This window comes from Mucilaginibacter sp. P4_C11 (assembly GCF_056402115.1).
This window is the reverse complement of sequence record NZ_JBFUIA010000004.1, coordinates 178,781-192,788: the sequence shown is the minus strand read 5'-3', so window position 1 is coordinate 192,788 and position 14,008 is coordinate 178,781. Positions and strand designations below refer to the sequence as shown.

The following is a 14,008-nucleotide window of genomic DNA, read 5'->3' as shown; positions in this document are numbered from 1 at the left end:
TAAAAGAATTATGAAAAAAATATTAGGAGTATTTTTACTGACGTCGATACTGTTTTCGGCGTGTAAAAAGGATCTTACGAGTCTGAATAATGACCCGAAGAATCCTTCGATAGTTCCTTCTTACGCCTTGTTTACCAATGCTCAGAGAAGATTAAGTAACACTGTAACATCATCAAACGTAAATTTAAATATATTCCGTTTGATTGAGCAGCAATGGCAGGAAACAACCTATACCGACGAGAGTAACTACGATATCACTACCCGTTCTATCCCTGATGGTATATGGAATGCATTGTACCGGGATGTGCTTTATAATTTCGAACGTACAAAAGTGCTGATACCAACTGACGTAACCGGTGCTGATATACAAAAAAACGAAATTGCTATTACTGATGTTATGCAGGTATATACGTACTATTACCTCGTAACAACTTTTGGTGATATCCCATATACCGATGCTTTGGATATAAGCAAGCCTTTCCCAAGGTTTGATGATGCCAAAACAGTTTATTACAGTTTGTTAACCCGGTTAGATGCTGATATTGCGGCACTAAATACCGGCGCGGCAAGCTTTGGTTCGGCAGATGTGATTTACGGTGGCGATGTTACCAAGTGGAAAAAATTTGCTGCTACCCTCAAACTTAAAATGGGTATCACCATAGCCGACCTGGATAATGCAAAAGCCAAAACAGTTGTTGAATCGGCAGTTGCTACCGGGGTATTTACCTCAAATAGCGACAATGCTCAATTTCAATATTTAACCAGCCCGCCAAATACCAACCCGGTATGGGTTGATTTAGTACAAAGTGCAAGACAGGATTTTGTTGCCTGTAGTACTACTATGGCGCTTTTAAAACCGCAAACCGCATTTGCTGATCCAAGGCTTCCATATTATTTTACAGTTAATTCTACCGGTACTTATATTGGTGCAGATCCAGGATCAAGTGCAACTTTTAGCTTGTTTTCAAAGCCATCAGGCCCGCTATTGGTTAGCTCTTCAATCGGAAAAATAACCAACCCTGATTTCCCTGGTTTACTGTTAGATTACTCAGAAACGGAGTTTAACCTTGCCGAGGCGATATCAAGAGGCTATGCGGTTGCAGGTTCGGTTGCCGGACACTATAACAGCGCGGTAACAGCTTCTGTAACTTATTGGGGCGCATCTGCAACAGCAGCAGCAGCCTATCTGTTACAACCTACCGTTGCGTTTGTAACAGCTACAGGCGGTACCGATTTGCATAAAATCGGGCTTCAGAAATACCTTGCATTATATAACAGAGGTTGGGATGCATGGACAGAAACAAGGAGGCTTGATTACCCTGTGCTTACTGCACCGTCAACAGCTCAAACTGAGTTTCCGGTTCGTTTTACATATCCCGTTAATGAGCAAAACGTGAATGTAACCAACTATAACAAAGCTGCAACAGCTATAGGAGGTGATTTGGTTACCACCAAATTGTTCTTCGATAAACACTAATTTATAGTACCCATAAAAAAAGCTGGACTGCCAATTGGCGGCCCAGCTTTTTTTATGCATTTTTTCGGTTCCTGTTACAAGTTTGATAGGTACCCGTTTTTAATTTATTTTATCGGCCGGTTTAATTTATCCCCTCAGCCCGGGAGCAAGACAGTGGCAATGCTGATGGTTTTGAAACCCAAGATATCCAGTTATTTGGGTTGCTTTTTTTGGGATTTTTGCGTAAAAAAGTACATTTTATTTTTGTGTCAATAAATGTACTTTTTGTGTCAATAAATAGCGCATTTGTTGCTGAAAAGTATCAGATAATTGCTTGTTTGTACCTATTAATGCATGAATAAAGGACGATTTTGAATTAAAAAAGAAAGCGTGTAAATTTGTACTGTCTTGTAACTTTTTTATAACTGCGCCACAAATTCCCGCATAGCCAAACCAGGGTCTGGCTGTTTCATAAAGGTTTCGCCAATTAAAAAGCCGTTAAAACCGGCCAGCTTCAAGTGCCTGATGGTTTCCGGATCGCTGATGGCGCTTTCAGATATCTTCATAAATTCGGCAGGAATATGTTTGGCCAGCTGGTAGGATGTTTCTACAGATACTGTAAAATCGGCCAGGTTGCGGTTATTTACCCCTATGGCATCCAGTTTTGGATTGATGCTACGTTCCAGTTCTTCCAGGTTATGTACCTCAAGCAGTACATTCAGATCTAAACTTTTGGCCAGGGTGGCCAGCTTATCAATTTCTGTGGGGGTAAGTATGGCTGCTATCAACAGGATAATGTCGGCACCTAATGCTTTGGCTTCAATCACCTGGTATTCGTCTATCATAAAATCCTTGCGCAAAACCGGGATGTTATTTACAGAACGTGCCCTTTTTAAATCGGCTTTGCGGCCCATAAAAAAATCGCGGTCGGTTAAAACAGATAGTGCAGAAGCTCCAGCAGCAGCGTAATCGGTTGTTACCTTGCTAACCCTCACCTTATCGTTGATAATGCCTTTTGAAGGCGATTTGCGCTTAAATTCGGCAATTATACCTGTACGGGCAGGATCAAGCAGGAAATCTTTAAATGAATATGTTTCCCTGTGGAAATATTCAGATTCCTCCAGCTCAATATATGATGTCCGTTTTTTGGCATATGCCACTTCCTTTTTTTTATTGGCAACTATTTTATCAAGTATCGTCATAGATCAAATTATAATAGGACCGTCATTGCGAGGTACGAAGCAATCCTGAACTATGTGGGACTTAGCATGTCGGGGATTGCTTCGTACCTCGCAATGACGGTTGTTTATATCTCGTTTCATTTTCGCAAAGTTATCAATATCTATTAATTAGCCATTCAGCCAGTTACCCATCATTTCTTTACCATACTCGGTCAATATCGATTCCGGGTGAAACTGTACGCCGCGCACGTCAAATTCACGGTGAGACAGGGCCATGATAGAATTATCCTCCTCGTCGATAGCCGTTACTTTTAATACTTCGGGCAAGTCGTTCGCGCTTACAACCCATGAATGGTAACGGCCCACTTTAAAGCTCCCGGGCAAATCGCGAAACAATTGCTCGTCGGTATCGGTCACTTTTATGGGCGTGGCAATCCCGTGCATGGGTTGGCTCAGGTTATAAAGGCTGCCGCCAAATACTTCGGCAATGGCCTGCTGCCCCAGGCAAACGCCAAAAATACTTTTGGTTGGCGCATATTTTTTGATCACATCCAGCAACAAACCAGCTTCGGACGGGATGCCCGGCCCAGGGGATAGGATGATCTTGTCATAAGCATCCACATCTTCCAAAGCAAATTTATCATTCCTCCAAACCTCGCACTGCAGGCCAAGCTCGTTAACCAAATGCACCAGGTTATAGGTGAAGGAATCGTAATTGTCTATTATCAGGATGCTCAGGCCCCCCGACCCCCTGAAGGGGGAGTTTGTATGTTCGTTCATTTGTATATGTCTTTAAAAAACTTCCTTAATTATTATATTATCCATTATCGTTCCCCCTTCAGGGGGTTAGGGGGCTTCGCCTACAGCTCTTCCGCCAGTTCCACAGCACGTCTTAATGCTGCAATTTTATTGTCCACTTCTTTCAGTTCGCTTTCGGCAACAGAGCCCGCTACAATGCCGGCCCCTGCCTGGTAGTGCAGGGTGTTGTTTTTGCTTAGGAACGAGCGGATCATGATGGCGTGGTTAAATTCGCCGTTAAAACCCATGAAACCTATGGCGCCGCTATAAAAGCTGCGTTTGGCTTTTTCATTTTCGTCAATAATTTCCATTGCCCGGTATTTCGGCGCCCCGCTCAGGGTGCCCGCAGGATAGGTATCGGCAACTATTTTGAAGGATGACACGCCGGGTAATAACTTACCGCTTACATGTGATACCAGGTGGATAAGGTGCGAATAATATTGTACTTCTTTAAACGCTTTAACCTGTACCTGCTCGCAATGGCGGCTCAGGTCGTTACGGGCCAGGTCGACAAGCATAACGTGCTCGGCCGATTCTTTAGGGTCATTTTCCAGGTTGCGGGCTATCTCGGCATCTTTCACGTCATCTCCGCTACGCTTGAAAGTGCCGGCGATAGGAAAAATGCTGGCTACATTGTTTTTGATAGTGATTTGTGCTTCGGGCGATGAGCCAAAGATGCGGAAATCACCATAATCAAAATAGAATAAATAAGGCGACGGGTTGATAGAGCGCAAAGCCCGGTACACGTTAAACTCATCGCCCTGGAAGGTACGGGAGAATGCTCTTGACGGCACTATCTGGAAAACATCGCCCCGGTAAATATGCTGCTTCATTTTTTCAACAATGGCGATAAACTCCTCGTTGGTAAGGTTTGATTTTTCCACATCGCTGCTTTTAAAGCTATACTCGGGAAAGTTTTTGTTTTTGATGAGGTATTCCAGTTTTTCGATACCGCCGTTGGTTGGGCCGCCTTCGACTTGGTTGTGAAAAATGTAAAGCTCGTTTTTAAAGTGATCTACAGCGATAATATAACGGTAAATGTGGTATTGCATTACCGGGATTTGCCTGGGATTATCGTCGGTTTGTTTTAGTTTGATGGTTTCAAAATGCTCAACCGCCTCATGTGTGAAATAGCCAAACAAGCCGTTCGATATAATTTTTAATGGATTGGGGGCGGTTTCAAAACTGCCAACAAATTGGTTAAGCTGGTCAATAAGATCAAAGCTGCCGGCTTCAAGGCTTTCGCTGCTGCCATCGGGATAATGCTTTTTTAGTATGCCGTTGTTAAGTACAAAGCCAGCTATGGGTTCGCAGCAAATGTAGCTTAAGCTGTTTTCACGGCTGTGGTAGTCGGAGCTTTCCAGCAGCAGCGAGTTGGGGAATACATCGCGCAGGCGCAGGTAAATGCTCACCGGCGTGGTGGTATCGGCCAGTAGTTTTTTATAGGTGGTTGTTATTTTAAAAGTGCTCATGTTATGTTTTCAAAAAATATATAAATAAAAAAACCCGGCGAATTGGGGTCGCCGGGTTTTCCACTTAGGTTTACAATTGATTAGATCATCGCTGACTAAAAACGTATCCGGCTGCCAAATTTAATTGGTGCCACCAGCTATTTTTATTTGTGTTTTTAATCATCGTGGGCACAAATTTATAAAGAAAAATGAATTATCAAATTTTTTTGAAAGTTTATTTGTTGCTAAATCCTATTAGCTACGTGGGATAAGTATAATACCGGCTAAAATTATCACTAAAGCTATCAAATAGAAGGTAACAATGGCTTTATGTTTGGCTTCGCCTGTAGCTGCTTTTTTTGATTTGCTATGACCAATTGTAATTAAGGCAAGTGCAATCAGCATGATAACCCAATGCTCTACAGTGAAATACCGGGTCACTTTATTTTTCATGGTTTCGCTGTTAAACTGTACCAGCGGGCTTACAAAATAAAGTACTATACCAATAAGCAGCTGCGTATGTGCCGATATCATGGCAAACAAATTAAGCTTGCGGTTGCCATTGGTATAAGGCTTTTTCCCTGTCAGCCCAATAAACGCACCAATAATGGCTGCTAAGATTAACGCCAGTACAATATACCTGAAACCCGAATGGAGATGTTGTAAAAAGCTATAAGCTGTCATGAGTTTTAAATTTTGCGTGAATATACAACAAAACCATTTTAGCTAAAACACACGCAACTGATTTGACCAATTATTGACTGGCCGCCGTTTGCGCTGGTTTATAAGTGCCGGCTATTAAAAACGCTATGCCGCTAAATGCTAAGGCCTCAAAAACGCTTGTCCATTCATTGGCCCTATCGACAATGGAAGTATCGAGCCCGCGTGGGATGTGCACCGTGATAAGCCATAAAAACAACATTAAGCCTAACAAGGAAGCCGCAAGTTTTACTTTAAATTTAAGCATAATGGCCGCGCCGGCAGCAATAAGCGCTATACCTGCGAAGTACACCCAGAATAAATGAAAAGGAATCCATGATGGTACCAACAACGCCACAAATTTTGGATATATAAAATGTTCGATGCCAAAAACAATCATGGTTGTGGCAAAAAAGTATGGCCCGGCCGGCCGTATTTTTTCGGTGACGGCGTCGATACCGCTAACCTTATCTGACGGGATAGATGTGGCTACAATAAAGGCCCCGCCGCATAAAGCCAGCAATTTAAATGCATCGTTCCATCCCGCTAAAAAAAGCTGGTTTATTTTAATGTTATAAGGCAAGTGCGAAAGGATAATCATCAACAGCATAAATGCCCCCAGGTAGTCGGCAACAATGTGCGAGTTGATGCCCGATATAATAGCGGCAGATACCAGTATGAGCAAAATGCCGGATACGCACATGCAGAAGGTACTTTGGCCTATAAATGCCGGCTCGGGAGGCATAATAACCGGCCTGAAACCAGAGCAGATAAATTGTTGAACCGCGATTGAAACTAACGCAATAGCAAAGAACAACCGCCACAGTCTATTATAGGATTCCATAAAGAAATATAGGTTATATATTGGATTTCACATGCAATATATAAAATCAATGGCTCATTTTGTTCAATGAACTAAAATATTCTTTGTTATAGTTAAATGAGCATTGCTGAAACAAGCCTTGCCTTTTTTGACCTGCGATTTTTGCTGTTGTTTTTGGCATGTAGGCAGTCGCGCTTTAGTTATTAAGAATTATTAATATCAAAAACGAAATTCACTATTGGGCTATAGTTTGTTAATATATCTTTCTGTAAAACTCCTTCACCATTCCGGCAGGATCAATAGAACGGTTAATGGCCGATGAAACCGCTATACCGTAAATGCCTGTTTTAAGTAATAGTTCAACATCCTGTAGCTGGATTCCACCGGTTGCAATAACCGGAATTTCAATGGGGGCTTTTTCCAATTGACGGTAACCATCGTAACCCAACAAGGGGAAATTATTCGGCTTGGTTTCAGTATGGGCGAACGGCCCTAATACACAATAATCAACTACGCCTGGATGCTGCGTTTTTAGCAGACCGGCCAGGTTGGTGGCCGATGCCCCTAAAGTTTTATCGTCACTAATCGCTTCGCGGATCGCGCCAAGATCGGCGGTATCATCTTCGATATGCACGCCCTGTGCATCAACTTTATTAAGTAATTGGTAATGATTGGTAATGATAAGCGTGGCACCCCAATCATCACAAATAGATGCTATCTGGTCAATTTCGGCTATAAGCTCGTTTTCTGGCTTGGTGTTACAGCGGTATTGTATCCAATTAGCCCCGGCATTACACGCAATTTCAACCTGTTGTATGTGGCTGCGTTGCGGCATATCCTGTGTGATGTAATGAAGCCTGGAGACGTATTTTTTCATTTCGGCGGCGTGTTGCGTGGTTCGTATTACGAGTAACTAATCAACTAAAAAGAGACGCAAATATACGCTTTCCGAGGTTCGTGTTGCGGGGGGCGTGTTGCCGGCAAAACAAGCTCCCTAACCGGGCTATGTGGTTCGTGTTGCGCGGGGCGTGTTGCCGGTAAAATATCAAATTCCCGAACCTGGCAACACGCCCGTCAAACACGCAACCCGCAACCGAACTACCTGATCACCTCGCTAATGGTTTTGCCAATACAGCCATCGGGGGCTTGTATGTGTAATAGTGATGCCACTGTAGGGGCAATATCTGTCATGTGGGTTTGGCGTGTGGTATTGCCATGGTTAATGCCCCAGCCCATAAATACCAGCGGTATGTGGGTGTCGTACGGCGCCCAGGTGCCGTGGGTTGTTCCGGTTGCTCCGTGCCCCGAGTAGTAACCTGGTTTTAACACAATTTGTATCACCCCACTATGCTCGGCGTTGTAACCGTTTATAATGCGGCTGCGTAAATCAACAGGGATTGTTGCGTCGTTGGCGTTTTGCATATCAACGGCAAATTGTACAGCCGGTTGTTTTTGCAGATAGCTTATACAGTCAAGTTTTATGGCCCCTTCGCTGATGCCTGCTTTTTTGATGGCGGCATTGTTAAGGTTAACCTGGTAATTATCCATACTGATAACCAGGTTTTGAACCTTGTATTTGTCGTTCAATGCAGCATTCATTTCTTTCTGCGCGGCAGCATCGTCCCAGGTTCCTGCGGGTACGTTGTGGTCTTTCAGGAAACTGGCGTTATGGGCAGCGCCATGGTCGGCGGTTAAAAATACCGAGTAGCTGCCTTTACCCAATGTGCCATCTAAATAAGTAAAAAAGGCGGCCAGGTCATGATCAAGCCTTAGGTAGGTGTCCTCTATCTCTACAGAATTAGGGCCAAACTGGTGCCCTATGTAATCTGTTGACGAAAGGCTTACCGCTAAAAAGTCGGTAACGGTGTTTTTGCCTAATTGCTCATTTTCTATTGCTGCTTTAGCCATATCAAGCGTCATCGAATTGCCGTAAGGGGTTGACCGGATCATACCTAAATGGCCGTTGTACAAGGCCGATGTATTAACCGGCATGGTTGGTGCGCTGGTGCCGGCAAATTTGCCCTCGTATTTGCTGCTGTTGTCAGGGGCACTTTGCAGGTAAGTGGCTATAGGGTAAAGGGTATTCCAATCCTGTTTAAGGTATTTTTCGGCAATTTTTTGGCTGTTAAAGTTTTTAACCCAGGCAGGCAAATCGGTCATGTAATAAGTGCTGCTTATCCAGTTGCCGCTGGCGTCATCAAACCAGTAGGCCGCATTGGCGGTATGCCCTGCGGGCAAAATTCCACCGCGGTCTTTTAGGGCGATGCCGATAACTTTTGAGCGGAAATTGGTTGCCAGCCTAAGCTCGTCAGTAACGGTAGTTACCAGCAAATTGCGTGGCGACATTTGCCCGGCCTTTGAGGTGCTGCCGACGGCGGTTACCGTACTGTCATCCGTACAATACATCGATTTTCCGGTGGCTTGTACAATAAAATCATTGCCCGCAATACCATGTATGGCAGGCACCGATCCGGTGTAGATGCAGGTGTGGCCGGCGGCAGTTACCGTGGGGATATAATCAATATTGGTATTCTCGCAGGTAAAGCCTTCGCCCAGCATTCTTTTAAAGCCCCCATCTTCATAACGGTCAAAATAGCGGTACAGGTAGTCCCAACGCATTTGATCAACTACAAGACCTATAACCAGCTTGGGGCGTGGAAGGCCGGTAGGCATTGGCATGGCGCGTTCGCGATGGTAGGTAACTTCGCTATCGCTGCTCCTCCTGGTGGTATGTTTATGTTTTTTTTTGTGAGATTGTGCCGATGCCGAAAGGGTGGCCGCGGCTAAAAGTAAAAGCAATAGATATTTAAGCTTCATTTTTTTGTTTTTGGATCGCCAAATATCAACAATGAAATTAAAAAGCCATATGAAGTTTATGTTAAGTATGGGTTTTGTTACAAAATTAGAATCAAGAATTAAGAGTCAAGACAGAAAATTTTGGGGTCGGGTGTTTGCGTTTGAGCCTAAAAACAAGAGGCATTTTTAACGGATACTATTGCTATCCTTTTCATCTACTTTTTGGATACTTTTGCATATTTTTCCGATATTTCTTAACACTTTTCTGCTACTTTTGATAGTTTTTATTTTATTTAACTATCTGTAAATTAGATTTTTAAGTTAAAATCAATACTATTGCTCTTTTTGATTTTAAACAGTGAAGGCGTTTATGGACTGATCATAAACGCCTTATAGATGTTGTATACAAATATACTTAAAATCGAAAAAATATCCAAATAGTGATTTACCCGCCGATGCTATTTAACAAACTATGCTGACTTGCGGTATGCAAATCGCGCCATGTTTGGCTTATTTCGGTATCGGGGTTGGCGGCTTGCAGGCCGCAATAAGGGTATAGCCTATCGACACTCTCGCGTGCTGTTTTGGCCAGTTTGCGGCTGGTAGTGCTTACTTCATTCAAATACCCGGCGGGGCCTGTTAAGCCACTCTGCCAGGATGCGCCAACTGCCTCATAAAATTCGGCGCGGGTTTTATTTAGGTTGATGGTAAGTTCATCCAGCAATTGTTTTGTGGCATCGCGATGGTTGCCGGGTTGCCGTTTGCCTAATTGCTTTTCGTCAAACAGTGGTCCGCACAGGTCTAGGAAGTGTACGGCCATGCCCGATATGTTTGCTGCCAGTGTAGCCTCGGCTAATTGTAAAAAGGGATATTTATACAAAGGCTCGGTGATTACCGCATACTCCGGATCGATCTTAAAACACCTGTCGGCTTTAACAAACAGGTTGCTTACTTTATAGGCATCGCTGCCGGTGGCCATCATGCCAATGTATTTCCAGGCGGGGAACACCTCCACATCTTTTTTATCAAAAATAAAAGGTAATATCAGTTCGTTCCCTTCGGCATCTAAAACAGGTTCGTCGCCATTTTTGATAATGCAGTTGGCTGTTATATGGGTGGCATGGTGCGCGCCGCTGGCATATTTCCAGGTACCGTTAATAATGTAGCCGCCATCGGTAATGGTAGCCGTACCTGTTGATGCGCCGCTACCCGCCAGGCACAATGCCGGGTTGTTCAATAGCTTCGGGGCTATATCTGCCGATAAAAACCCGCCGAACCAGCCCGCACCACTGCAAAGCGTAACCACCCAGCCCAAACTGCCGTTGGCCCAGGCCAGGCTTTCTTCAAGCCGCACCATATCCGGCAAAGGCAGTTGCAAACCCGAATAGGCTTTCGGCACCAGGAATTTAAACCAGCCCTGCTCGTAAACCAGTTTCAATTGATCAGGGTGCAGCATAGCCAGTTTTTCGGCTTCGGCGGCAGTCTCCCTGATTGTTTTTACCCATTCGGGTTTTAGTAAGTATGATGGATGGGGCATATAGTATTGCTTAAGGCTAAAAGCATAAAGCTTAAAGCAATTTGAGTTAATGTAAAGCTTTCGGCCTTAAGCCTTCGGCCTTCAGCTTCTTCCCCCAATCAAAGTACCCAAAAATGGCTACAACAAATAAAAATATGGTAAGCAGCGCAAACATGGGCAGGTGTTTGTAAAACAGGATGGGTACGGCAAACAGGTTTGAGATGTTTAAAAAAATCCAGTTCTCTATTTTACGGCGGGCCAGCAGCCACATGCCTGCCCAGGCCGTTGACGATATCAGCGCGTCCCAAACAGGTACGTTTGATGGCGTAAAATATTTAGCCGGCAGGTTTTTGAGCAACACATAAAAAAATACCCAGCCGATAACAGATATGGCAATGCTTATAGCCCATTCGTTTTTGGTGCTCCATGAAATTTCTACAGGCGGCTCGTTGCGCCGTTTTATCCAGTACCACCAGCCGTAAATGCTCATGACTACATAATAGCCATTCAGTATCGATTCTGCATAAAGCCCTACATCCAGCAACAAATAAATAGCAATTGCGGTGCCCAAAATACCGGCCGGATAAAGCCAGATATTGTTTTTTCGCGCCAGCAAAACTTCGGCAACACCCAGGGCAACGGCAAGCCATTGCACCCAGGTGGTTTCTTTTATCTGATCAATAAAAAGCTTTATTAAATCATGCATAAATGCGTTTCTTAATTAATGTAATTTAATAATCCCTATTGCTAACCCACCCCAGACAGAATACCCGCCCAGATTCGTGAAATTCGTCCAAATTCGAGACCATTCGTGTGTATTAAAAGTTCAAACTAAGCATCGCCATAAAATTGCGCGGCGCCTGCGGAAAATAGTAATTGTAGTTTACCATGTTGCCGCCTTCAATATCCGGGTATGTAGCACCGTTAGCCTCGTACTTTTTGCTGAAAACGTTATTAACCTGCAAGCCCAAACCAATATTTTTAACCTGGCTGATGCTGAAGTTATAACGCAGCCTTACATCGCTGGTGAAATAGCTTTTAAGGTAACGGTTGGCCGCATACGGGTTGCTTTGGTTATCCGGCGCTATATTAAAACCGGCCGGGTTTTGGTTCATGGTATTATCTAAATACTGTTTGCTTACGTACTTGCTGATAAAGGCAATCTCGCCGCCTTTAACCGGACTGTAGCTGATGATGCTGGCCCCGGTAAGCGATGGCGAATAAGCAATGGTTGTTTTTTTAAATGATTCTTCAACCAAAGTGCCGTCATCGTAATTAGAGAAAAACTGGTGATAGTTTTTAATCTTGTTGGCGCTCCAGGTAGCGGTTATCCCCCAGTTAAGCTGGCTGGTTATGCGTACTTTACCATCCAGCTCCACACCGGCGCGGTAGCTATCCGGCACATTGGTGCGTATGGCGCCGCCTACATCATTAAGTGCCCCGGTTAATATCAGCTGGTTTTTATATAGCATATAAAAACCATTAATGCCGCCGCTAAAAATTTTGCCAACAGTACGGTAACCTGCTTCAAAATCCTTCAGGTTTTCGGCCTTTGGCCTAGCTTGCGGGGTTGAGTTTACGTAATCGTCGCGGTTTGGCTCATGGTTGCCTACCGCAAATGAGGCGTATACATTGTTTTGCTCATTAAGCTGGTAAGTAATACCTACTTTGGGGTTAAAAAAGTTAAGCTCGATGCTTTGCTGCGCGTTCTGCTGGTTTTTGTCGATACCGTAAAAATTGTAGTAAAGGTGACGGTATTGCGCATCGGCATAAAGCAACACTTTGTTTAAATGCCATTCGGCGCGGTAAAAAATATTAAAGTCGTTCTTTTTGGCATTATCACGATAGTACTCGTAGTTGGGGCCAATGCCGGCGCTTTCTTTGGTATAAATAATATTGCCGTAATGCGCGCCTTTGTATTCATTATAAGCACCGCCCAGGGTCATGTTCAGGTTGCTTTGGGGCTGATATTTTAATGCATAGGTAACGCCATAAAATTCATTATCAAGCCAAAGCCTGCGCACCAGGTCGGTTGTTTTAACAGTATCTGTACCCATAATAACCGGGGTTAAGCCATAATTGGCCACGGCATCCTGGCGGCGGTATTCCTCGTAATAGCCCTTGCCCTTGGTATAATGCAGTGCGCCGCTAAAAGATAGCTTACTGCTTATCTTCTGATCATATAGCAACTGGTAATGGTTTTGCAGGTAATCATCTACCTGGTCTTTATAAAAATTACCGGCGTCGTCCATCAGGCCAAGCTCGTTATAAGTGCGGTTATCCTTGCGGGTATTATCACCAATAACATAATCGGCAATGCCATTCCAGGCCTGGTAAGTGCGCTCGTGGCCCGATATTACGTTGGCCCTGATGGTGCTGTTTTTGCCATACCAGGCAGCGCTAAGATAAAGGGATTTTAAATCGGACTTAGCTCTGTCAATATAACCATTGGAGTGGATGCGCGATAAACGGCCATCTAAACTAAAATGCCCATCCAGTAAGCCGGTACCGGCATTAACGGTGTTTTTGATAGAACCGTAGGAACCGGCCGAAGTATTGATTTCGGCATAAGCGGTATCCCGGCGGGTGGTAGTCTGGATATTGATGCTGCCGCCAAACGCGCCCGCGCCATTGGTTGATGTACCCACACCGCGCTGCACCTGTATGTTATCAACCGACGAGGCCAGATCGGGCAGGTCGATAAAGTACGATCCCTGGCTTTCGGCATCATTTAGGGGGATGCCGTTAATGGTAACATTCACCCGGGTATTATCAGAACCACGGATGCGGATACCGGTGTAGCCAATACCTGCGCCGGCATCTGATGTGGTTACAACAGATGGGGTAAGGCTAAGCAGGTAAGGTAAATCCTGCCCGAAGTTGTTTTTTGCTAAATCCTTTTTGCTGAGGTTGGTAAATGCCGTTGGCGAGTTTTTAACCGCGCGGGTGGCGCTGATTGTCACTTCCTCGGCAGCAAGCGTGCCGTTAGCGAGTGCCAGGTTGATAACCTGGTTTGCAGCCAATACGATGTTTTTGCTGATGGTTTGATAGCCAATAAAACTGGCATTTAGCGTGTAGCTGCCAGCTTTAAGATTAGCAAAGCCATACCTGCCGGCAGCATCGGCAACCACACTGGCAGCCGGGTTATTAATGGTGATGGTTGCACCGGGCAGTGCTTCGCCCGATTGATTGGTTACTTTTCCGGATATGGAAAGTTGGGCCGATGCCAAAACAGGCAGCAGCAGGGCCATGATAGCCACGAATACATTTTTCAAAATTTTTAAACTA

Annotated in this window: 11 protein-coding genes; 1 reads left to right on the top strand and 10 read right to left on the bottom strand. The window is 44.4% G+C overall.

Going from position 1 to position 14,008, the window contains the following annotated elements; translation table 11 throughout:
* The first annotated feature begins 10 nt into the window (after nucleotides 1–10).
* Nucleotides 11–1,477, top strand: a complete 1,467-nt coding sequence (locus tag AC1DU2_RS05490) for a SusD/RagB family nutrient-binding outer membrane lipoprotein (protein ID WP_477383211.1) — start codon at nucleotides 11–13, stop codon at nucleotides 1,475–1,477.
* 398 nt (nucleotides 1,478–1,875) lie between these two features.
* On the opposite strand, the gene trpC is transcribed toward AC1DU2_RS05490, so the two are convergent.
* The 10 genes from trpC to AC1DU2_RS05440 all read right to left on the bottom strand — a co-directional run bounded on the left by trpC (nucleotide 1,876) and on the right by AC1DU2_RS05440 (nucleotide 13,995).
* Nucleotides 1,876–2,658 carry an indole-3-glycerol phosphate synthase TrpC gene (trpC, locus tag AC1DU2_RS05485; RefSeq protein WP_477383210.1) on the bottom strand — a complete coding sequence of 261 codons (783 nt, stop codon included), beginning with the start codon at nucleotides 2,656–2,658 and terminating at the stop codon, nucleotides 1,876–1,878.
* 147 nt (nucleotides 2,659–2,805) lie between these two features.
* A complete protein-coding gene (locus AC1DU2_RS05480; protein ID WP_477367909.1) occupies nucleotides 2,806–3,417 on the bottom strand; it encodes an anthranilate synthase component II in 612 nt (203 codons plus the stop codon).
* 80 nt (nucleotides 3,418–3,497) lie between these two features.
* A complete protein-coding gene (locus tag AC1DU2_RS05475; RefSeq protein ID WP_477383209.1) occupies nucleotides 3,498–4,907 on the bottom strand; it encodes an anthranilate synthase component I family protein in 1,410 nt (469 codons plus the stop codon).
* Between the two features lie 234 nt (nucleotides 4,908–5,141).
* A complete protein-coding gene (locus AC1DU2_RS05470) occupies nucleotides 5,142–5,570 on the bottom strand; it encodes a cytochrome B (protein WP_147053834.1) in 429 nt (142 codons plus the stop codon).
* A 70-nt stretch (nucleotides 5,571–5,640) separates the two neighbouring features.
* Complete coding sequence (locus tag AC1DU2_RS05465; RefSeq protein WP_477367918.1) at nucleotides 5,641–6,429, bottom strand: DoxX family protein; 789 nt, start codon at nucleotides 6,427–6,429, stop codon at nucleotides 5,641–5,643.
* Nucleotides 6,430–6,661: 232 nt separating this feature from the next.
* The gene (locus AC1DU2_RS05460) at nucleotides 6,662–7,285 is read right to left on the bottom strand and encodes a thiamine phosphate synthase (protein ID WP_477383207.1); all 624 of its coding nucleotides are present in this window, start codon (nucleotides 7,283–7,285) and stop codon (nucleotides 6,662–6,664) included.
* 221 nt (nucleotides 7,286–7,506) lie between these two features.
* Complete coding sequence (gene pafA / locus AC1DU2_RS05455) at nucleotides 7,507–9,225, bottom strand: alkaline phosphatase PafA (protein ID WP_477383206.1); 1,719 nt, start codon at nucleotides 9,223–9,225, stop codon at nucleotides 7,507–7,509.
* Nucleotides 9,226–9,649: 424 nt separating this feature from the next.
* On the bottom strand, nucleotides 9,650–10,741 hold the full coding sequence (locus AC1DU2_RS05450; protein WP_477383205.1) for an acyl-CoA dehydrogenase family protein: 1,092 nt from the start codon (nucleotides 10,739–10,741) through the stop codon (nucleotides 9,650–9,652).
* 46 nt (nucleotides 10,742–10,787) lie between these two features.
* On the bottom strand, nucleotides 10,788–11,426 hold the full coding sequence (gene pnuC, locus AC1DU2_RS05445) for a nicotinamide riboside transporter PnuC (protein ID WP_477367930.1): 639 nt from the start codon (nucleotides 11,424–11,426) through the stop codon (nucleotides 10,788–10,790).
* A 112-nt stretch (nucleotides 11,427–11,538) separates the two neighbouring features.
* Nucleotides 11,539–13,995, bottom strand: coding sequence for a TonB-dependent receptor (locus AC1DU2_RS05440; protein WP_477383204.1), 2,457 nt, complete (start codon nucleotides 13,993–13,995; stop codon nucleotides 11,539–11,541).
* Between the last annotated feature and the right edge of the window lie 13 nt (nucleotides 13,996–14,008).